The sequence below is a fragment of the Streptomyces sp. YIM S03343 genome (assembly GCF_054729195.1).
Genome location: NZ_JBPUKX010000001.1, coordinates 4220445 through 4241287, shown reverse-complemented (window position 1 = coordinate 4241287; position 20843 = coordinate 4220445). Strand labels below are relative to the sequence as shown.

At 67.7% G+C, this 20843-nt stretch carries 19 protein-coding genes and 2 pseudogenes; 12 read left to right on the top strand and 9 right to left on the bottom strand.

Annotated features, from left to right (window positions below):
- Nucleotides 1-167: 167 nt before the first annotated feature.
- Nucleotides 168-2783: a SulP family inorganic anion transporter gene (locus ACSYGN_RS18140; protein WP_460396871.1), complete on the bottom strand. Its 2616-nt coding sequence runs from the start codon at nt 2781-2783 to the stop codon at nt 168-170.
- A gap of 334 nt (nt 2784-3117) precedes the next feature.
- Between ACSYGN_RS18140 and ACSYGN_RS18135 the strand changes: the two genes are divergently transcribed.
- Nucleotides 3118-4398, top strand: coding sequence for a polysaccharide deacetylase family protein (locus tag ACSYGN_RS18135; RefSeq protein WP_460396869.1), 1281 nt, complete (start codon nt 3118-3120; stop codon nt 4396-4398).
- A gap of 42 nt (nt 4399-4440) precedes the next feature.
- Here ACSYGN_RS18135 and ACSYGN_RS18130 read toward each other — a convergent pair whose 3' ends face one another.
- Complete coding sequence (locus ACSYGN_RS18130; RefSeq protein ID WP_460396867.1) at nt 4441-5421, bottom strand: ATP-binding protein; 981 nt, start codon at nt 5419-5421, stop codon at nt 4441-4443.
- A 120-nt stretch (nt 5422-5541) separates the two neighbouring features.
- Between ACSYGN_RS18130 and ACSYGN_RS18125 the strand changes: the two genes are divergently transcribed.
- Nucleotides 5542-6405: a Fic family protein gene (locus tag ACSYGN_RS18125; RefSeq protein WP_460396865.1), complete on the top strand. Its 864-nt coding sequence runs from the start codon at nt 5542-5544 to the stop codon at nt 6403-6405.
- A 557-nt stretch (nt 6406-6962) separates the two neighbouring features.
- Here the strand turns inward: ACSYGN_RS18125 and ACSYGN_RS18120 are convergent.
- Nucleotides 6963-7796 carry an HAD family hydrolase gene (locus ACSYGN_RS18120; protein WP_460396863.1) on the bottom strand — a complete coding sequence of 278 codons (834 nt, stop codon included), beginning with the start codon at nt 7794-7796 and terminating at the stop codon, nt 6963-6965.
- Nucleotides 7797-8379: 583 nt separating this feature from the next.
- On the opposite strand from ACSYGN_RS18120, the pseudogene ACSYGN_RS18115 reads away from it, so the two are divergent.
- A pseudogene (locus tag ACSYGN_RS18115) lies at nt 8380-8718 on the top strand (septum site-determining protein Ssd); the annotation flags it as partial.
- A gap of 875 nt (nt 8719-9593) precedes the next feature.
- A complete protein-coding gene (locus tag ACSYGN_RS18110) occupies nt 9594-9863 on the top strand; it encodes a GntR family transcriptional regulator (protein WP_460396861.1) in 270 nt (89 codons plus the stop codon).
- 114 nt (nt 9864-9977) lie between these two features.
- Here the strand turns inward: ACSYGN_RS18110 and ACSYGN_RS18105 are convergent, their stop codons facing one another.
- The 5 genes and pseudogenes from ACSYGN_RS18105 to ACSYGN_RS18085 form a co-directional block, all read right to left on the bottom strand.
- Entirely contained in the window at nt 9978-11123 is a 1146-nt protein-coding gene (locus tag ACSYGN_RS18105; protein WP_460396859.1) for a methyltransferase domain-containing protein, read from the bottom strand.
- 153 nt (nt 11124-11276) lie between these two features.
- Nucleotides 11277-12161 carry an IS3 family transposase gene (locus ACSYGN_RS18100; RefSeq protein WP_460396857.1) on the bottom strand — a complete coding sequence of 295 codons (885 nt, stop codon included), beginning with the start codon at nt 12159-12161 and terminating at the stop codon, nt 11277-11279.
- 29 nt (nt 12162-12190) lie between these two features.
- Nucleotides 12191-12496, bottom strand: a complete 306-nt coding sequence (locus ACSYGN_RS18095; protein ID WP_460396855.1) for a transposase — start codon at nt 12494-12496, stop codon at nt 12191-12193.
- A 39-nt stretch (nt 12497-12535) separates the two neighbouring features.
- Nucleotides 12536-13336, bottom strand: coding sequence for a radical SAM protein (locus tag ACSYGN_RS18090; protein ID WP_460396852.1), 801 nt, complete (start codon nt 13334-13336; stop codon nt 12536-12538).
- Nucleotides 13333-13599: pseudogene (locus tag ACSYGN_RS18085) on the bottom strand (DUF7848 domain-containing protein); the annotation flags it as partial. The pseudogene ACSYGN_RS18085 and the gene ACSYGN_RS18090, both read right to left, overlap by 4 nt.
- Nucleotides 13600-13978: 379 nt before the next feature.
- Between ACSYGN_RS18085 and ACSYGN_RS18080 the strand changes: the two are divergent.
- From ACSYGN_RS18080 to ACSYGN_RS18070, 3 genes are all read left to right on the top strand, one after another.
- Entirely contained in the window at nt 13979-14818 is an 840-nt protein-coding gene (locus ACSYGN_RS18080) for a helix-turn-helix domain-containing protein (RefSeq protein ID WP_460396850.1), read from the top strand.
- Nucleotides 14815-15024 (top strand): DUF397 domain-containing protein, encoded by a 210-nt coding sequence (locus ACSYGN_RS18075; RefSeq protein ID WP_460396848.1) that lies wholly within the window; start codon nt 14815-14817, stop codon nt 15022-15024. Before ACSYGN_RS18080 ends, ACSYGN_RS18075 begins: the two co-directional genes overlap by 4 nt.
- A gap of 196 nt (nt 15025-15220) precedes the next feature.
- On the top strand, nt 15221-15631 hold the full coding sequence (locus tag ACSYGN_RS18070; RefSeq protein ID WP_460396846.1) for an SH3 domain-containing protein: 411 nt from the start codon (nt 15221-15223) through the stop codon (nt 15629-15631).
- A gap of 1298 nt (nt 15632-16929) precedes the next feature.
- Here ACSYGN_RS18070 and ACSYGN_RS18065 read toward each other — a convergent pair.
- The gene (locus tag ACSYGN_RS18065) at nt 16930-17733 is read right to left on the bottom strand and encodes a GntR family transcriptional regulator (protein WP_460396844.1); all 804 of its coding nucleotides are present in this window, start codon (nt 17731-17733) and stop codon (nt 16930-16932) included.
- A 261-nt stretch (nt 17734-17994) separates the two neighbouring features.
- Here ACSYGN_RS18065 and ACSYGN_RS18060 point away from each other — a divergent pair, with 261 nt between their 5' ends.
- The 5 genes from ACSYGN_RS18060 (at nt 17995) to ACSYGN_RS18040 (ending at nt 20767) form a co-directional block, all read left to right on the top strand.
- Entirely contained in the window at nt 17995-18381 is a 387-nt protein-coding gene (locus ACSYGN_RS18060; protein WP_460396842.1) for a hypothetical protein, read from the top strand.
- A complete protein-coding gene (locus tag ACSYGN_RS18055) occupies nt 18381-18827 on the top strand; it encodes a hypothetical protein (protein WP_460396840.1) in 447 nt (148 codons plus the stop codon). The genes ACSYGN_RS18060 and ACSYGN_RS18055 overlap by 1 nt, the downstream gene beginning before the upstream one ends.
- Nucleotides 18827-20164, top strand: a complete 1338-nt coding sequence (locus ACSYGN_RS18050) for an FtsK/SpoIIIE domain-containing protein (protein ID WP_460396838.1) — start codon at nt 18827-18829, stop codon at nt 20162-20164. Before ACSYGN_RS18055 ends, ACSYGN_RS18050 begins: the two co-directional genes overlap by 1 nt.
- Nucleotides 20161-20352: a hypothetical protein gene (locus ACSYGN_RS18045; RefSeq protein ID WP_460396836.1), complete on the top strand. Its 192-nt coding sequence runs from the start codon at nt 20161-20163 to the stop codon at nt 20350-20352. Before ACSYGN_RS18050 ends, ACSYGN_RS18045 begins: the two co-directional genes overlap by 4 nt.
- Nucleotides 20353-20416: 64 nt before the next feature.
- Nucleotides 20417-20767: an SH3 domain-containing protein gene (locus ACSYGN_RS18040; RefSeq protein WP_460396834.1), complete on the top strand. Its 351-nt coding sequence runs from the start codon at nt 20417-20419 to the stop codon at nt 20765-20767.
- Nucleotides 20768-20843 lie beyond the last annotated feature (76 nt).

Here is a 20843-nt window from a genome sequence, read left to right as displayed (position 1 = left end):
ACGGCACCGGAGTGGCCGGGAGCCGCCCCGCGTCGCCCCGTACGGTCGACGTATCCGGCGACCGGTGGTGCGGACAGGCACCCTGCTGCCGCCCGCACCACCCGTCAGCCCCCGCCGGGGCGGGCCGCCCCCGTACTCACGGCCCGCCCCGACCAGCCCGGCCTCGCTCACACCGGGCTGTGGAGCTCCTCCGCGTCCGCCACATGTGCGAACACCTCGGACGAGCCGTCCGGCTCGGTGAGCAGATACGCCTGCGCCTCGCCCACATGGAAGTACATCCCGTGCAGCTCCAGCGCACCCTCGGCCAGTGCCCGCGCCACCGAGTCATGGGCCCGCAGATGGTCCAACTGCTGGACCACATTGGTCAGGCACAGCTGCTCGACCGTGTCGGCGGACGGCCGTACGGTCAGCCGGGCGCCGGGACGGCTGCCGTCGGCCAGCCGTGCCAGGCTCGGCAGGCCGTGCCGCAGCCACCGCCTGAGCGGCGTCGAGGCGTCTCCGGGGCCGGAGTCGACCAGCGCCTGCATGGCGCCGCACCCGGAGTGCCCGCACACCGTGATGGACCGCACCTTCAGCACGTCCACCGCGTACTCGATAGCCGCCGCCACCGAGTCGTCGCCGCTCTCCTCACCCGGCAGGGGCACCAGGTTGCCGACATTGCGCACCACGAACAGATCACCCGGACCACTGGACGTGATCATTGAGGTGACCAGCCGTGAATCGGCGCAGGTCAGGAAGAGCTGGGACGGCTGCTGCCCTTCCTGCGCCAGCCGTGCCAGCTCGCTCCGCACGAACGGCGCGGTGTTGCGCTGGAACGCGCTGATGCCACGCACCAGTTGATGCCCTCCGGACCCGGACCGGATGAGCCCGGAGCCTTCCTGCCCGGGCCTCGCCAGGCCGGACCCCCCGGACCCAGACCCCCCGTACCCGGATTCCCCGTACCCGGATTCCCCGAGCCCGGCAGGGAGCCCGGATTCCGCGAACGGTGGCAGGACCAGGCCGGTTGTCCCGTCCGCCGTGTCCGTCTCCACCGCCCCGGGTGCGGTGGGCCCGCTCGGGTGGCTTCCGGGCGGCGGGGAGGGTGGGAACGGTGGGAACGGCGGACGTTCGCACTGGTGGTTGCGCCAAGGTGTCCAGGGCCGGCAGCGGCAGCCGACGGTTCCGACGGACCCGGACTCCTCGGCCGCTCCGGTCGACTCCGACGCCGGACGGTGGCTGAGATAGATCCCGGGTTCGGCGGTTCCGACTCCGAGGCGGCGGCCGGTCAGTTCGACGGTGCCTCCGTGTCCGGTGTGCGTGCGCTGCCAGTCCTGCAGTGACTCGTACGCCGCGTGGTCCATGAACGACCCGTCCAACTCCACGACGGCGTGGGCGCCCTGGGGTACGAGATGCAGGGTCCGGCTGAGCCGCGGCACTGCGAGGAACGTCAACTGTCCTCTGACGTGAATGTGATGGGCTCCCTCCTTCTCTTCGTGGGTGATGCGGGTTCGGGTGAGGCGGTGCAGGGCGACGGCGACCGCCACGGCGACGCCCAGGCCGACACCCTCCAGGACGCCGAGGCACACCACGCCGAGGGTCGTGACGACGTAGACCAGCACCTCTCGGTGGCGGGTCACCGTGCGGATGTGGTGCAGGGACACCATCTGGATGCCGACGGCCATCACCAGGGCGGCGAGCGAGGCGAGCGGGATGAGCTCCAGCAGCGGGACCATCAGCAGCGCGGCGACTACTACAAGAACGCCGTGCAGCATCGTGGAGTTCCGGCTCACGGCACCGGCTTGCACATTCGCCGAACTCCGCACGGCCACACCCGCGATCGGCAGCCCACCGAGCGCCCCGGAGACGATGTTGGCGGCACCCTGCCCGAGCAGTTCGCGGTTCAGGTCGGAGCGGGGGACACGGACCGCCGGTCCGGGGCGGGCGGCCACGAGTCTGTCGACGGCGACCGCACCCAGCAGCGACTGCACACTGCACACCAGTGTGATGGCGAGCACCGCCGTGGCGATTCCGGTCACCGGCCCTTCGGGCAGGGTGGCCAGGGCGTGGCTGCGCCAGGACGGCAGGTCGACGAGGGGCAGTCTGATGCCGGTGAACGCGGCGGCGGCGGTCGCCCCGGCGACGGCGACGAGTGCCGCAGGGATCGTGCGAAGCAGCCGCCCTGCCCGGCCGGGCAATCTGGGCCAGAGAGTCAGGAGGGTGAGTGTCAGGGCGCTCACCGCCACCGCTCCCGGATGCACCCGGGACAGCAGGGCGGGCAGGGCGCGGAGGTTGTCGAGCACGGAGCTGTGCGGGGTGCCGCCGAGGACGATGTGCAACTGGGCGACGGCGATCGTGATGCCGATGCCGGCGAGCATGCCGTGCACGATGGCCGGGCTGACGGCGAGAGCTGTGCGGGCCACGCGCAGACAGCCGAGGCCGAGCTGGGCGAGCCCCGCGAGAACGGTGATCGCGCAGGTTGTGCGCCAGCCATGACGCTGGATCAGATCGGCGGTGACGACGGTGAGTCCGGCGGCCGGACCGCTGACCTGGAGCGGGGAGCCGCCGAACTGTCCGGCCACCACTCCGCCGACGGCGGCGGCGACGAGTCCGGCCTGGAGCGGCGCTCCGGTGGCGAGGGCGATTCCCAGGGACAGGGGTAGGGCGATCAGGAAGACCGCGATCGAGGCGGAAAGGTCGGCCGCGACACGGAAGCGGCGGGGCGCGGCCGGTGGCGGGCTGTGGGGCTGGTGGAGGCGCTTCGGCTGAGGCGCGTCGGGGGTGCGGTCAGGGACGCAGGCGGACATGTTCCCGTCTCCTCCGGGGCGGCGCGGTCGCGGATGGTTGGGCCCCCGTCCAAGGCGGGGGTCGGTCGCGGCCGTGGGTCACGGCGTACAGCGGCGGGATGAATCAACGTTGGGTAAATGGATCGTAATGCAGAGTAAAGGTAGATCCAGTCTTTTGAAGGCAAATGGGTCAGCAATTCACCCTGAAGAGTGGCGTAGGTATTTGATCGGCTTGTCGTACTAATTCCTTCTCGGCCCCGTGCGACCTTGGCGGCGCTGTTGGCGCTCTCCGGCCCGACGCCGGATTGCGCACCCATCAGCGTCGGCCCGAGAGAAGGAAGAAGGTGTGCGGAACATGGCCGTCACCCAGAGGATCGCCGTGGGCGTCGTGATTGCCTCGGCGTGTGCCGCGTCACTGGCCGGTTGCGTGACCGATACCGCCCATTCCGCCGCTCCCCGGATCGGTGCGCCCGGGCCCCAGCGTGCGAAACCGGCTCAGCCGCCGGGGAGTGCCGTACGGCTGATCGGCGACGGATCCACCGCGTACACCGGACCGCAGCCGCACCTGCCCCGGCCCGAGCGGCTGATGCCCGGTCAGAAGCCGCCGCAGTTCGTGGTGTTCTCCTGGGACGGCGCGGGCGAGGACAGCCAGAAACTCTTCTCGCACTTCCGTGACGTCGCCAAGGCCAACAATGCGACGATGACCTACTTCCTCAGCGGTGTGTATCTGCTGCCCGAGGAGAAACGTGACCTCTACAAGCCGCCGCAGCATTCACCTGGCCGCTCCGACATCGGCTTCAACGACGAGCAGGGCATCGCCGACACCGTGAAGCAACTGCGGCTGGCATGGCTGGAGGGCAACGAGATCGGCACCCACTTCAACGGCCATTTCTGCGGCAACAACGGCGGCGTCGGCCAGTGGTCGGTGGACGAGTGGAAGAGCGAGATCGCCCAGGCCAAGCAGTTCGTGGAGAACTGGAAGACCAACTCCGGCATGACGCGGGCGGCCCCGCTGCCCTTCGACTACGGCAAGGAACTCATCGGAGCCCGCACCCCCTGCCTCGAGGGCCAGCAGAACTTCGTGAAGGCGGCGAGCGAACTCGGCTTCCGCTACGACACGAGCGGCGTCGACAACCAGGTGTGGCCGGGGAAGAGGCAGGGTCTGTGGGACCTGTCGATGCAGCTCGTGCCCTTCCCGGGACACTCCTACGAGCAGCTCACCATGGACTACAACTTCATGGTGAACCAGTCCGGCACCCGCACCCAGGGCGACCCCGCCAAGTACGCCTACTGGGGTGACCAGATGCGCGACGGTCTCCTCGCCGGTTTCCGCCGGGCCTACGACGGCAACCGTGCGCCCCTGGTCATCGGCAACCACTTCGAGTCCTGGAACGGCGGCACCTACATGCGCGCCGTCGAGGAGGTGGTCCAGGAGGTGTGCACCAAGCCCGACGTGCGCTGTGTGTCCTTCCGCCAGCTCGCCGACTGGCTGGATGCGCAGGACCCGCGGACCCTGGCGAAGCTGCGCACCCTCACCGTGGGCGAGGCCCCGAAGGAGGGCTGGGAGTCCTTCCTGTCACAAAGCCCCGCCCCGGCGCCCAGGGGTGTGCCCGGCGCACCAGCCGCCAGGCCGTAGCGGCGGTCACGCGCCGGCGAGTGCCGCCCCACGGCGGTGGCGTCACGCGGGAGTCGTGAGCTCCTCGCCGAGCACGAATCCGGGGTCGATCTGCGCGGCCAGATCGGCCCCGGTGCGCTCATTGCCCCAGGACCGGGCGTTCTTCAGATGGAAGTGCACCATCTGCTGGGTGTACCGCTGCCAGTCGCGCAGGCCGTACGTCGCGTCCGCCGCGTCGTGCAGGGTGTGCAGGGCGCGGCGGTTGGCGTCCTCCAGTTGCTCGAACCGGGGCGGCCGGCCCTTCTCCATGGCGCGCACCCAGTCCGAGTGGCCGACCGTCACCAGCAGGTCGTCCCCGGTCTCGGAGTGTAGGAACGCGAGGTCGTCAGAGCCCTGCACCTTGTTGCCGACGACCTTCAGGGCGACGCCGTAGTCCCGCGCGTAGTCCCTGTACTGGCGGTAGACGGAGACTCCTTTCCGGGTCGGCTCGGCGACGAGGAATGTGATGTCGAAGCGGGTGAACATGCCGGAGGCGAAGGAGTCCGAACCCGCCGTCATGTCGACCACCACGTACTCCTCGCGGCTGTCGACCAGATGGTTCAGGAACAGTTCCACCGCTCCCGTCTTGGAGTGGTAGCAGGCGACCCCCAGGTCGGCGTCCGTGAAGGGGCCCGTGACCATCAAACGGACGGCGCCGCCGTCGAGTTCCACGGGCCGCGCGCAGGCGTCGTAGACCGGGTTGTCCTCCCGGATGCGCAGGATCCGTGAGCCCTCGCCGGGCGGGGTCGTCTTGATCATCGTCCCGGCGGAGGTGATGCGCGGGTTGGATCCGCGCAGACAGTCCTTGATCAGGGGCAGCCGCTCGCCCATGGCGGGCAGCGCGGCGGCTTCCTCCTCGCCCAGGCCCAGTGCGGCGCCCAGGTGCTGGTTGATGTCGGCGTCGACGGCGAGGACCGGGGCGCCGGTGGTCGCGAGATGGCGGATGAACAGGGAGGAGAGCGTGGTCTTGCCGCTCCCGCCCTTCCCGACGAAAGCAATTTTCATGTTCACGAAGCGTAGTCAGATGGTTGCCTTGTGTCGCGGCCCTGTGGAAACAGAGCCCCTGGGCGTGAACAAGACCACTCCTTCGTGGGGCCGGTCGGCGGGGTGCGTAGTGTCGTACTCATGAGTACGACTGGTGCGACCGCCGATCCTCCCCCAAGCTCTCGAATGAGCTCGGACAGGGAGGACCCCCTTGCGACCCTGGGCGTGCTGCCCGGCGTGGCGGAGTCCGTGGAGTCCGTGCGCAAGGCCGTGGACCGGGTCTACGGGCACCGCGTCATGCGGCGCCGCAGCAACGAGATCACCTCCGAGGCGGCGCTGCGCGGCGCCCGCGGCTCGGCGGCGCTGTCCGGTGCCGACTGGGCCGTCGAAGAGGTGCGTCGGCGCACCGACTTCAGCGGTGACCCCGAAGCCAGGGTCGTGGGCGCGGCCCTGCGGCTGACCGCCGAGGCCGGTCAACTGCTGTCGATCTGGCGGCAGTCGCCCCTGAGGGTGCTGGCCCGGCTGCACCTGGTGGCGGCCGTGAGTCAGAGCGAGGACGTCGGACGGCCCCGGCGGGACGGCGAGGCGGTCGACGAGCCTCTCGTCGAACTGCCGCTGCCCGGCGTGGTGGAGGTGGCCGGCCGTCTGGAAGGGCTCTCGGAACTCGTCGTGGCGGGCAGTTCTGCCCCGGCGCTGGTGCTGGCCGCTGTCGTGCACGGCGAACTCCTCGCGCTGCGCCCCTTCACCTCCGGCAACGGCCTGGTCGCGCGCGCGGCCGAGCGGATCGTCCTGGTCGGCAGCGGCCTCGACCCGAAGTCCGTGTGCCCGGCCGAGGTGGGGCACGCCGAACTGGGCCGGGCGGCCTATCTCGCGGCGCTCGACGGCTATGTATCCGGCACACCGGAGGGGATGGCCGCCTGGATCGCACATTGCGGCCGGGCGGTCGAACTCGGTGCGCGCGAGTCGACTGCGGTGTGCGAGGCGCTTCAGCGGGGAGCCGCGTGACAGGTGCGCGTGGGGTGAAAAGCGTGACACGCGCGCGCGTGCGGCGAAACGTGACACACGCGCGCGTGCGGCGAAAAGTGTGATGTACGGGCGCGTATGAACCGAGTGAGAAGAATGGCCCCTTGAAAAGGGCCATTCAGACGGTTTGCGGCGGCGATAACGCCATAGGCCCGCAGCGGTCTGTACTGGCCGGCCATTGCACAAAGATGCGGCGGTACGAGAACTCGTACCGCCGCTGGCATGTCCACCGGGTTACCAAGCGTCCTCGATATGTGCCCATCAGGTCGGGATCTTCGCCCGTCGCCTGGTGCGGCTGGCCCGTAATCGACGGGTCGACGTCGCGTGGGTGCCCGGTGTTCATGCTCGGTCCGTGGGGCCAAATGCGTTGTAAAGGTGATCCTCGCGGATGTCCTTTGGTCTCGCGGGCCGTTAAGTCCTTTGTACTGCACCCCCGAAGCGAGCGGAAGACCCGCTTGCAGTTCTTTACTTTTACTCTCAAAGAGGTGCTAAACGGGCGTCAGAGTGCCCGATTCGGGTGGGGTCGGTGAAACACCAGGTCAGGCTGGCGCGGCCCGGCGCCGGTTGGCGTACCAGACGAGGCCCGCGGTGGCTGCCGCCGCACCTATCGCCGCGGCTGCGACGAGCGCGGGCCGGGGCGGTACGGAGAAGCCGGGCAGCCGCTGCTTCAGCCGCACCGGGCGGTGGAAGTCGAGAATCGGCCACCCGCGTGCGAGGGCCTCGCGGCGCAGCGCGCGGTCCGGGTTCACGGCGTGCGGGTGGCCCACGGCCTGGAGCATCGGCAGATCGGTCGCGGAGTCGCTGTAGGCATAGCAGCGCGACAGGTCGTATCCCTCGGACCCGGCCAGTTCCCGGACCGCGTCCGCCTTGGTCGGGCCATAGGCGTAGTACTCCACCTCACCGGTGAAGCAACCGTCGTCGCCCACGACCATGCGGGTCGCCACCACCCGGTCGGCGCCGAGGAGTTCACCGATCGGCTCGACCACCTCGGCGCCCGACGTGGAGACGATGACGACGTCCCGTCCGGCGGCGTGGTGCTCCTCGATGAGGGAGGCCGCCTCGTCGTAGATGATCGGGTCCACGATGTCGTGCAGTGTCTCGGCGACGATCTCCTTGACCTGCTGGACGTTCCAGCCGCGGCACAGTGCGGAGAGATACTCCCGCATGCGCTCCATCTGGTCGTGGTCGGCGCCGCCGGCGAGGAAGACGAACTGGGCGTATGCGGTGCGCAGGACGGCCCTGCGGTTGATCAGTCCGCCTTGGTAGAACGACTTGCTGAACGTGAGCGTGCTCGACTTCGCAATGACCGTCTTGTCCAGGTCAAAGAAGGCCGCAGTGCGGGGCAACGAGTGGTTTTCCACGACCCCGAGCATAGGCGCCCGCCATTCGGCGTAAGGTGGGGCGCGTGGGTTTGCCTGAGATGGGTCTCGGGTACACCATGGAAGTCACGGATCGTTCGCGACCGTGCTAACCCGGCCCGACTCCTCCCCCCCCGAGTCGGCCGTGGGGACGACCCCCGCTCTCCCCCCCGGCGGGGGTCGTCGCATGTCCGGGTGGGTTTTCTCCTTTCCTCACGGCAGTCGAGCCCTTCCGGCACGACGATGGGCCGTCCTCTACCTCGCCCATGATTCGTCACTCTGTGTAGTCATGGGGGTGCGCTGCGGGAGTTGTTCACAGGGCGGCCGGGGACTCACCTGTATGAGTGACGGAGATATTCACAAAGCACTGAGTTGTCCACAGATTTCGACCAAGATCCACAAGATTTCCGAGATCGGTGCACCGTGATTCCCGATGCGTCCCGGCCGCGGCGAGTTCATGGCCGGTTCCCAATGCCGGGACGCCTATGACCGGTCCGTATCGGCCCCGCAAATCGAGGCCGGTCGCCGGTTCTTCACACCTTTGACAATCACGTGGCCGGTGAGGCCGCGCGAGAGACACCGTGAAGGGGGACACGACGTGACCGCAACCGTCACAGAGGAACCACCGCCCGCCGGCGGAAAACCGGGCGGACCGCTGATCGTCACCGAGGACGCCGAGCTCCTCGACGACCTGCTGCGCCTGTGCGCGGCCGCCGGAGCCACACCCGAGGTCCATCACGGGGTGCCGGAGCGCCGGGGCGGCTGGGAGAGCGCGCCGCTCGTCCTGGTCGGCGACGACGCGGCACGCCGGGTCCGTTCGGCCGCCCGCAGGCGCGGAGTTGTTCTGGTCGGCCGAGATCAGGACGACCCCGGGGTCTGGCAGCGCGCCATCGAGATCGGTGCCGACCATGTCCTGATGCTGCCCGGGAGCGACCGTTAAATACACCCTACCCTCCTTGATCCCCCGGAGCCTGGCAGACCTCGGTTTTCGTTGTCATGCAGACAGATGAGAGCCCCGCCCGGCGGGTGCCGGACGGGGCCTGAACGTTGATGGTCAGCGGGTTGGTTGCCTTGCGATCACTCCTTGGTCCTCACGCGCCCCATTCCAGTTCACCGGGGGTAGGGCCGTGTGGGAACTCTCCGGCGTGGCTCGGGCATGCGTACAAGGTCACTCCGGGGCCGCTCGGACGCTGGATGTACTGGACGGCCACGGGTGCGCACGTCCACTGGCGACAGCGGCAGCACACCGCGCCGGAAGGCTCGCGGACGGGTTTGGAGCCGACCAGTGCGGCGACGAACCGAGCGGCGGTCACGCGGTCACCCTCTCTCGCGTCACGACGCTGCTGAGACCCATGGTCGGAAAGTCGTAGTCCACCCCGAGCCCTGCAAACTGGCTGCCCCAGAGCCGCTCACGTTGTACGGCGGGCAACCCTTGTGCCCGCTCGTCTTTGAAGATGGCCCGGACCTCTTGCGAGGACGGCCCGGTCCACGGGTGGGACCACGGGTTTACGGGGGCGGCTTGGGGGTTTGGGGTGTGCGTGGCGAAGTAGTCGGCGCTGTGGCGTCCGGGCCGGTGAGAGGTAAAGACATGGAGCACCCAAGTAAGGGCGCGGGCGATACCATCGCGCATGGTCGTTTCAGCTCCCTCGAAGCTGTCTCGGCAAGCCCCGATGGACCGGGCCTAAACCGGTCTGTCGGGGCGTCTTCGTGTTCGGGCATCACGCTAAGCCGACACGTCTAACCTGTCTACCCGTCTAACTCGTCTACCCGTCTAAGTCGCCCAGGATCGGCGCGTTGTCTACGCTCTGCCCCATGCCCGAGCGCTCCGAGAATCCGCACGCCCCGCGAGCCCCCTACATGGATGTGTTGCGGGCTCTTACGGAAGAGATCAAGGGCAAGCGTCCGGGTGATCCGATCTCTTCAGAGGCGGAGTTGTGCGAGCGGCATGGCGTAGCTCGGGAAACTGCTCGCAGGGCGGTGCGCGTTCTTCGGGAAAGGGGTCTCGTCGAGACCCGGTGGGGTAAGGGGTCGTTCGTTGCCGGTCCCGTTGAGCGGGGCGAGGACGAGTACCAGGGCGACTAGCGCGGAGCCCCGCCTGCGGGCCACGGGGGCAGCTACGCGGACGGGGCGGTGTGGTGACGCAAGGGCTGCGTCACGGACCAGCACACCCAGGGGGAGGCTGCGATGTGCCGGGCTTTACGCGGCGCCCATGGATGCGTGCCACCGACCACGGGATAGCTGGCACACACCATCGGGCGTGATGCGGACTTGCGCACCGAGTAGCGGCAATGAGCCCTCGGTGTTCAGGCGGTTGCGGATGCGTTCCAAAGCATCCCAGAGCCGTTGCGGGCCGCTCTGGTGCACCTCGGGCGGGTCGGTCCAAATGGCAGACGCGCGTGCCCATGAGCCATCGGGATGTACCAGGTAGGCCGTTCTGCGCCGCCCGCTGGTCTCGTAGCCGAGTTCGACGCTGGGCGTCGTCACTTCCAGCATGGAACGGAGTTCCCATGCGTTCGCCACGTCCACCACGGGGTAGCGGCCGGTGCTTGCCTGCTCCCCGTCCGCGTCGCGGGCGACAGCGAACAGTTCGGTAAAGGCGGGTGGGTAGTCGTCACCAGACCGAGTGATCATGAAACCCGCCATATCCCGCTCCACCCGCCCGATCACATCCCCGTTCCCGTGCTTCCATCCGGTGACGATCAGGGAAGTGCGTGCGAGTGTCGTTGTGATCCGCCCGCCGATTTCCAGCGCGCCGAGTACTGGCCGGAGCCCCTGTCCCGGAGACAGTGCCACTGTCGAGACGATCCGGTCGTACGATCCCGGCACGTGCTCGGTGGCGTCTGCCGTGATCATCTTCGGGTGATAGCCCATGGATGCAAGTCGTTCGCCTGCCGCGCTGACTAGGTACGCGTCCACGTCGAGACTCGTCACACACGCGTCACCGAACCGGTCACAGGCGTATGCCGTGAGCCCGCTGGCACCCGTCCCCAAATCCAGCAGAGACAGGCCCTCGCCGAGTCGGCCGTGTCGCAGCATCCGCACGACCAAGCTTGGCAACGTGGCGGACGACGTGGGCCGTCCCTTGGGCTGGGCGTCGGGCTCGGCCTGGTCGGCGTGTAGCGTGCCCACCCGAGTGATCAGCGAGCGGTCCGCGTAGGCGGCTTCCGCCCAAGCTTCTGGGTCGCTGGGCCCGTTCCGCAGTACCCATGGTCCTGCGTCGTCCCTCTCCCACCAGCGCGGGACAAGCTGGTGACGTGCGACGCGCGCCACGGGGGCAAGCCACCGAGAATCAGGGTCGGTCACCCGGTCCGCAAGGGCACTCGCCTTGCTTTGCCAATCCATGCTGCGGGGCCTTCCTAGTCGTCGTACGCGGGGTCACATGCGTCGGTGTTGGCGGGGTCGCAGTCTCCGCTGTCGTCGGGCGGGCATGCGTTCGCTCGTGGGGGCGGGATGCTGGCTGAGTGAAGTTCCCCCCGAGTCCTGGACAGCGGGTGTTTACGCTGCGGGGGTGAGGTCTTGCCAGAGCATGGTTCTCGTTTCGAGCGGGGTGACGTACCCGTACTCGGGGTGTCTGCGGAGTCGGCTGCGGTTGTACTCGACCTCGATGTAGCGGAAGACGTCGGCCCGGGCGGCCTCGCGAGTGGCCCAGGCGGTGGTTCCGATCTCCGCTTTGAGGAGCGCGAACCAGCTTTCCGCGGCAGCGTTATCGTAACAAGAGCCGACACGCCCCATCGACTGCCGCATGTGCAACCTGCGTATCTCGGTGCGGAATTCGTCACTCGTGTACTCGCTGCCGCGGTCGGTGTGCATGATGCAGCCGTCCTCGAGGGCGGCGCGCCCGGCCGCCATCCGCAGAGCGGCGACCGGCAGCTCGGCGCGATGACGGTCGGCCATCGCCCAACCGATGATCTCCCGGGTGGCGAGATCGATACAGGTCGCCAGATACAACTTGCCCTCGCACGTGACGAGTTCGGTCATGTCGCCGACCAGGCGCATGCCGGGGCGGGGTGCGGTGAAGTCGCGGCCGATCAGGTCGGTGGCGAACACCGCCCGCTTCGCCTGCCGGGTCAGCCCCCGGCGCCGCCGCCGCGTGATCCCTGCGATGCGATGCACGCGCATCAGGCGCTCGACTCTCTTCGCGTTGACGGTCCGCCCGGCCCGCCGCAGAGCTGCGTGGATCCGTGGAGCCCCGTATGCGCCCCGCGAGCCGGCGTGCAGCACCCGGATCTCGTCCACCAGCAGTTCCTCGGCCCGGTCCCGCACCGCCCGGGCCGGACGCGCCGCCACATGCGCGTAGTAGGTGGAGCGGGGCACACCCAGTACACGGCACAGAAACGCAACACTGTGACCTGCCGGATTGTCCTCGGACGCCTTCTCCACGTCGATGAAGCGACACCGCGCAGCGGTGTCTACCTGATCATGTCCTGCGCGAAGAAGGCGGTCGCTTTTCCCAGTACCTCGATCGTGGCCTCCTGCTCGCGGACCTTCCGCCGGAGCCGGACCAGTTCCTCACGCTCCGCCGTGGTCAGGGCCCCGGCGGGCCCCTCACCCCGGTCGGTCTTCGCCTGCTTCACCCAACCTCGGAGACCTTCCGGGCTCACGCCCAGGTCCCGGGCGACCTCGGTGACGGTCTTGTCCGAAGACAGCGCCAGAGCGACCGCGTCACGCTTGAACTCGGCCGTGTACCTCTTGCTCGTATTGCTCTTCTTGCTCACTACCTGTGACTGCTTCCTCCGGGACCATCCGTCCCAGTATCAAGCTGTCCAGGTCACAGGGGGAACTTCAGAGAGCTCCCCCCATGCCTTCCCACGGAGCAGTTCGGCGAGCCGAGTTTCCCGCACGTTGCCAGCCGGGAAATCACGCGAGAGCACGCAACCGGCAAGGTCCCCGTTCGGAAGGATGGCAGCACGTCCGCGCGTGCATCGCCCGCACATCTCGCCCAACGTCGGCGTCGTACCGGGCAGTGCGGCGCGACCGACGGCGCGAACTCGGTCAGTGTTGATGTGCTTTACACCCATGGATTCCAACTCGGTGCGGGCTTCGGCTACGCGCTGCCCCGGCAGGATGTCAACGATCCCGGCCCGGATGGTCACCCCTCGGTTCACTGCTTCGCGGATGTGGCACCGGGTACGTGCATAACTCCCCTCCCGTCCCGTGATCTTGTCGTGCTCAGCGGGGTCGTTGCTGTAATAGCTCGTACCGAGCGTCACGCCTTCGCGGGTGAACAAGTCCCACCACTCAGGCCGGACGTGGTAGAGGTTCGAGTACACCTCGACGTGCAGCCCGAGTGACAAGCCCAGTTCGGTGAACTCCCGCCAGTGCGGGTGAACGGTCGGCTCACCGCCGATGAGCTGGATGGTCCGGATGCCGAGTCCAGCAGCGTCCGTGATCACCGTGCGCCATTCCGCGGGCGTCATTGTGCCGTGTGTTGCCTGCGGGCTGGACTCGGACAGACAGTGCGTGCACGTGAGCTGGCACGTGCCGGTGATTTCCAGTTCAAGCGACTGGATGGCGAAGGTTGGGGATGGGGCGGGCGGTTCAAGGAGTGTCGTCACCGTGCTGGTTCCTTCCGCTTGTGGTGTGTGAGCTTCCGGTGCCGGACGGCTACCGCTATCCGATTGGTGACAGATGTCCGTCGAGCTATGCGGCGTCGTCGTCCTGGTGCTCGTCGTTGTTTCCGTTGTCCCGGGCGGTTGGCGAGGCCAACGGTCGGCCGGTCATGTCGGACCCCGCGCCACATGACCCACGGGCGCTCGATCAGTTCGGCGTAACTGGTCTGTTCGGAGTGCCGGCTCATGTGGTTGAACGCCCAAGCCTGCGGTTCGGCGGATTTGGGTGCTCACATCAGCTCACCCCGGCTACGCACATTCGCGCGGGCAGTCTCAGCCTGGGAGCGCTGCGCGGGGCTCACCGGCCTTACCTCATCCGGGGTAACCAACCATTCCTTGCCACCCGTAACCGGACGCAGGTACCAGACTCCGAACATCGCGTCCCGGAACACGCCGACCCGATCACGCCCGTCCACCACGAGCGTGCCAGGGCTGGGGATGCATGGGGGCCCCTGCCACTGGGCGGGGTCGCTCTTGCCGGACACGGCCGTTCCTCTCTGTAGTGCTTCCACTACCAAGGCGGTTCAGCGTGGCCTACAGTCGGGAACCCTTCAACTTGTCAGCAATGAATGGAAAGTTGGTGTCAGGTTGGTCAACCGGAAGCAACTCAACCCTGAGAGCAGCCCTGAGGCGGCCTTCGGCGCACGGCTTCGCAGTTCACGGGAGGCACACGGCTGGAGCCAGGAAGACCTAGCCACACACATGGAATATTCCAGTACGCATATTTCGGCTGTTGAAACTGGTCGCAAGATGCCAACTCTTCGTTTCGCACGTAGGGCAGACATCGCCTTCGGCATCGTCGGCACAGTCGATACGTTCGAGCGGCAGTGGCGCGAGATGCGGCATGGCAGCTTGCTGGACGGCTTCCCGGAGTATGTGGGTTACGAGGGACGGGCATCAGAGATCCGGCTTTACGAGGTGGGCGTCATTCCCGGGCTGCTTCAGACCCCGGGGTACTCATCGGCCCTGGCGGAGAGTGCTGTCAAGCGTGAAGCGATCACCTCGGAGCAAGCGCGCGAGCGGGTCACGATCGTTGCGGAACGGCAAGCTGCACTTGTCCGCAAGCCTCCACCTCTTGTCTTCGTGGTCTTGGACGAAAGCTGCCTCCGTCGCCCCATCGGCACGGCGGCCGTCATGGACTCACAGTTAGCTTCTCTCGTCCGGTTCGCGGAACTGCCGAACACGGTGCTACAGGTCGCCCCGTTCAGCATGGGCGCCCGTCGACCATTCGATCTGCCGATAACCGTGCTGACCTTGCCAGATCGTTCGCTCATGTCGTACGCCGAGTCTGCTCAGCGGGGCCACCTGGAGCGGGAAAGCGCCTTCGTCCTGCCGACGCTGACGGCCTACCATCAGCTACAGGCTGAAGCGCCCTCGCAGGCGACTTCCGTAGCCATGATCGAACAGCTTCGAAAGGGCACCCAGTGACGACCGAAGACCCGCGTTGGTTCACGTCCTCCCACAGCAACAACGGCGGCCAGTGCATCCAGGTCGCCACGAACCTTGCCACCTCGCATGACACGATCCCCGTACGGGACTCCAAGAACCCGAACGGGCCGGTACTGAGCTTCCCAGCTGACTCGTTCTCGTCCTTCGTGACGGGCGTCAAGGAAGGCAAGTTCGGCACCGTTTGAGTGCTGCCCTCGCCCTCCTGTCATCTCATGCAACCACGGAAGCCCCGTTTGCCCCCAGTTTGGGGGCATGGCGGGGCTTTCGGCATGTGGCCCTTCTCTAAACAAGCCACTCATCCGGATAAGTGGTTGACCTCTCAGGAGGGGCGGCGGATGCTGGTGACTCATCCGGATGAGTGGTTACCCGGCGGTGTGTCAGGTGGCGCTCGTCCTCTTTCGAGTCGAAGGGATTTCGATCATGGGACGTAAGGCTCTGCGGTCGTTGATTGTGTCGGGTGCGCTGGTGGCTGGTGTCGGTCTGGTTGGCGCCTCGGCGGCGTCGGCGGTGATCCTGGACCCGGGGCCGTCTGGCTACTCCGGCGGGACGGCGTTGATCCAGAACGAGGGTCCCTACAAGACGGCGACGGTCAACGGGTTGCGAGTGCGTACGGGTCCGGGTACGAACCGGACGATCCTCGGTCTGGTCTACCGGGGGCAGCGCGTTCGGGTCATCGCGACGGCTCGTGACCGTCGGGGGCAGCGCTGGGACAAGGTGAGGCTTCAGACGGCTTCGCCCGGCGGCCTGCCCCGCGGCTTCAAGGGCTGGATCTCGGACATGTACCTCTACTGACCGACAGCTCAGGAAGAGTCAACTAGGACAGCGGCCCCCTCTCTGCCTTCGGCGGGAGGGGGCCGCTCCTGTGTAACCACCATGGGGCGTGTGTTGATTGTGTGACGAGAGAGTGTGGAAAGTGTGCTTGTTGCCACAGTTTTGCAATCTGACTGTCGGTAACTGAGCGCTCGCAGCATGCGGAGGCATAGTCTGCTGCCTGTTTGACCTTGATGGACATGTGTTCGATTCCGATACGGGGCGGCTCCCTGTGGGCGGCAATGAAAGGGTGAGGGGGTCGGAAAGGGTGTGCGGTAGTGAACGCTCAGGGGGAGGATTACGGCGGCCCTGATGAAGCCGTGTTCGTGCCGGGAGTTGACTATGTGTCAGGCTGGCGGGCGGCGGATGAGGCGGCCGTGATGGTGAACGAGGCACTAGAGGGGCTGGGCATTGACACGCGGCTGGTGCGGGCCGTGCCCCATGCGGGCCCTCACGGTGAGCCGGTGGTGTGGCTGCGCCCGGAGAGTGCCCGTGTGATAGCTCGGGTTCTCCGGCTCAGGGCTCGGCGGGTGGGGCGACGGCACGTTGGCGGACGGCAGACGAGAGGGAAGGGGACCGGGATGGCGCGGGATGACTGGCGGACGGCGGTGGGCTCTCGTGTGTGGATTGAGACGGATCGGCGCGGAGAGTTCATCCGGTGCGAGGGGTGCCGACGGCGGATTCTGATCACGGGTGCGGGTCCTGCACGGTTCGCTGCCGAGCAGCACGCGCGGACCTGCCGGAACTAGCGGAAACGGTGGCTCGGGCGGGCAAGTGCCGGCTGACGGGCACAAGTCGGTTCAGTACCTCGTGACGGCGGAAAGTGGCTGATCACGTGCGTGGTGGCCTCACGCGCGTACGGGCATGGACCATGACGAAACCCGCATTCGCGCGTGAGGTTGCCACGCCTGGGCGGGGTCCAGGGGTGCGCTGTAGCGCCCCTGGTACCACCGCCCGCAACCCTGTTCGTCACTGCGTTGCGTGCCACGGTGAGCGGCGTTGGCGCCCTTGGTGAACCACCGTGTGAGCGGGCGGAGTTGGCGCCCGTAGTGGGGGAGTGGGGGCCTCGTCCTGGTGCGGCTCGTCTCCCCGGTGAAGCGATAGAGCAGACGACAGAGCCCCCCGCGAGGATTCCGCGGGGGGCTTCTCTGCTTGGTCGGGGCGGGGGCGGTGTCGGGCGGCTGCCGACCGGACGGGACCGGCCGTAGGCCGCACGCCCGGCCGAGGCGGCAGGGCCGCCCGGCGCGCCGTAGGCGCGCCCTTGAGCAAGTAAAGAGAAGTTACTCCGATTCGGATCGGCGGCGGGCGGCGCGCTTGGCGGCTGGCTTCGTCGGGGTCACGGGGTAGGTGAGCTGGCACGTGGCGGCGGGGGCCTTCAGCTCCTCGCACAGAAGCGGGCGGTCCTGGTCCGCGTCGCTGGTGATGCGGTAGGTGATCAGGAGGGGGCTGGCGTCGCTGAGTCCGAGTGCGGTCCGCTCGTCGGGATACGGGGTGCGGGCGGTGACATGCTCGGTGAACGACAGGCTGAGTCCGGCTTCCGAAAGCTGCCGGTATAGGTCGATGATCTCGGCGTCTGGCTGCTCGGCGAGTGAGGGCACGTCGGCGGCGGTGGCGAGCGGGATAAGGACGCGGTGAGCCATGCGGGCGCCGGTTGCCGGGTCGTGGATCAGGCGGTCCACGCTGATGGCGTCCTCGTCCGGCTGGTCCAACAGGAGTGCCGGGGGTCCGTCGAGTGAGGTCCTGGTGATGGCGGGCGCCTCCACCTCTGTCATCTCCGGCAGGCTCCAACTCCCCTTCGCGGTGCGCTGGATGGAGCGGTCCACTCGGGTGGCGGGGAGAACTCCGCCGGACGGGAGCACGATGCTGCCCTTGCCCTGCTGGGACTCCACCAGCCCCATGCGGCGCAGTTCGGCGACGGCGGCACGCGCGGTGTGCTTGCCGATTCCGTACATCGCCACCATTTCCGACTCGGACGGCAGGAGACTGCCGGGCTGGTAGCGGCCTCGCTTGATGTCGGTTGCCACGCGCTGAGCTACCTGCAAGTACATGGACGGGGCGCGTTCGATGTGCTCTCGGGCTGCCATGGCACGTGTCCTTCTCGGGTCGGGGGTCTAGGTACTCGGGCGGGTGTCGGGCTGAGCTGCTGGTCAGTGGTGCTTGACGGTGGTGCGTGGTATACGCCAGGCACTCATGAGGATAAGTGGTTGTTCCTCTGCTGCACACCCCCGCACCACTCATCCGGATAAGTGGTTGACCCAGTCGTGTTGGCGAGTGAGGATGATCCCCGCAACTCATCCGGATAAGTGGTCGGGTGAGTGTGGGACTTGGAAGAGAGGTGAACTCCCATGGACAACAAGCCGATCGACGTTGGGCGGCTGGGTGCAATCCGCTGTGTGATCGCTCCGGAACCGCGTATGACGCCGGAAGGCGAGACGCGCCGCGACCGTGAGGGAAACCCGCTGTGGATCACGGGCCTGTCCGTCCGGCAGGCGGAGGGACGGCGTACGGACGTCGTCCACGTGGTCACCAGCGGTCAGCCGCAGGGCCTCACGGAGGGCGCTGAGGTGAGGGTGACGAACCTGTGGGCCAACGAATGGGCCGTGGACGGCCGGACCGGTACGACCTACCGGGCCGATGCCATCACCCCCGTGTCCGGCTCCGGCTCGGGCGGGGGCTCGGCCTCGGCGGCTGCGGCCGGTGGTCGCGGGAAGTCGGCGGGTGGTGATTCCTGATGGAACGCTACTTCTGGCACCTGAACCCCGCTCAGGCGGACGGCATGGCCTGCGTGCTGTGCGGCGCGGACTTCCTCACGACGAAGATCACGTCCGTTCCGGTGGGCCGGTCGCCTGCCGACGAGTCGCAGGTGTTCGCGTGTAAAGAGCCGTGCGCGGGGCGCATCGCTGATGACGCTGAGCGCATGGCCCGTGAGATGCGGACGGCGGCGGGCACGGACGGCGGGGACGTTGCCGGGTGTGACGATCCGGTGTTCTGCGTAGACGGCCACTTCGGCTCGCTGCTGCGGGACCTGCGGACGCTAGCCGGTACTGAGGCCCTGCTGGCGACGGCCGATGACATCCCCACCATTCGGTTCCTCCTCGCGCTGACGGCCCATCACGCGGAGGCAGCCATGATCCGTGCCCGGCTCGTGCTGGCACGGACCAAGGAAGGGGAGGAGTAATGCCCGCTTCCCTGGTGGTGTGGATTCTGTCGGCGCTGCTCCTGGTGGGCGTGATGACACAGAGCTGGTGGGAACCCCGGCTGGCGGCTCGGGGCCTGCCGGTCCGGCGGTGGCCGTGGCGCTGGTGGCTGGCTGGCTATCCGGGTACTGCGCTTCGGATCTTCTCGACCTGGCGGCGGCTGGCCTACCTGAACGGGCTGTCGGTGAGCATGCGGCCGGACCGTCGGGTGATCGGCCGTGATCTTGTGGTGCAGGGGCAGGCGCTGCGGCCCAAGCCTCCTCGTCTGTCCTGGCCCATGCCGACGAAAACGGGGCTGACGCTGCGGGTGCTGCTGCATCCGGGGCAGACTCCGGCGCCGTACTTCGCGGCGGCGCGTGCCATGGAACACGCCTGGCAGGTGCACGGGGTGCGGGTCACCTCGCCCCGCCGTGGCCTGGTGGTCGTCCATGTCACGGCCCTGGATCCGCTGACCGGTGATGTCCCTGCCGTCCGGGTGTCGGCCCACGCCCTACTGGCAGCGGACGTGGGCCGGACCGAGGACGGTGAACCCTGGCTGATCGACCTCCGGCGCGTTCCCCACTGGCTCATCACGGGGGCCACGCAGTCCGGCAAGTCGTCCATGCTGGCGGCGCTGGTGCTCGCGCTGGCGCCTCAGCCGGTCGCCCTGGTCGGCGTCGACTGCAAGGGCGGCATGGAACTCGGGCTGTTCGGCGGGCGGCTGTCGGCGCTGGCCATTGACCGGACACAGGCTCTTGGGCTGCTGTCCGGTGTGGTCGACGAGATCCAAGAGCGTATGCGGGTGTGCCGTGCGGCGGGCAAGCGGTCGGTGTGGGAGCTGTCCGCAGATGAGCGGCCGGTGCCCCTGGTCGTGATCGTGGACGAGCTGGCGGAGCTGTATCTCACGGACGGCTCTCGGGAGTCGAAGGATGCGGCGGAGCAGTGCGGAACGCTGCTGTTGCGGGTCGCTCAGCTCGGTGCGGCACTCGGCGTGCACCTGGTCGTCGCCGGTCAGCGGGTCGGCTCCGACATCGGCCCCCGCGTGACCGCGCTGCGCGCTCAGCTTGGCGGACGCGTCGCTCACCGCGCGCATGACGAAGCGTCAGCGGAAATGACCCTCGGGGACATCAACCCGGATGCCGTGATCACCGCGCAGAACATCACGGAGGACGAACAGGGTGTGGCCGTGGTCGCCATGGGCGGCCGGTGGATGCGTGCCCGTTCCCGCCTGGTCACCACTGCCGATGCGGCCGAGATCGCCCGCACCGATCCGCCGGTGAACCCGTTCCTGACTCAGCCCGGCACCGTGAAATTCCAGAAAGGAGAAACGGCGGCATGACACAGACAAACATTTGGGTCATCGACACATTCCTGTTCCTGTACGTCGTCCTGACCGCGCGGTCACGGGAAATCCGCTGGTATCAGGCAACCCTGATCTCGCTGTTCGGATTTCTCCTGGCCGGTACGCCCTTCGCGTATCCCGTGTGGGTGATCGTTCAGGCTGTCGGAAGGTTCTTTTTCGGCTGACACCGGAAAAGAGTCCGAGAGGCGGCAAGAGGCTGCCTCGCCACTTTCATCGAGGAGAACAACCATGGAGATCCGCAACAACCTCGTGCGTGCCCTTGCGGGCAGCGCTCTTGGCCTTACCGTGGCTGCGGCCGGTATCGCCACCGCCGGTCCGGCATCGGCGGCCTCCCTCCCCCGGGCGTGCCGCTATGTGCATCCGCACCCCGTCAAGCACGTCACCTCGACCGCGGTGAACCTGCGAACCGGACCCGGAACCACATACGTTTCCAAGGGGATTCTGTCCAAGGGAACCCGGTTCAGCGAGTACTGCACCAACGGGAAACGCAACTGGTCCTATGGAAAGGTCACCAGCGGCCCGAACAAAGGGAAGACGGGGTGGGTCAGGGGTATCTACCTCCGCTGGGTCATAGGCTGACCCCGCGCCAGAAAGACAGCATTCTGCGCCAAAGTAATCGAACCAAAGACACTCTTTCTAGCCGCATCACGCAAAG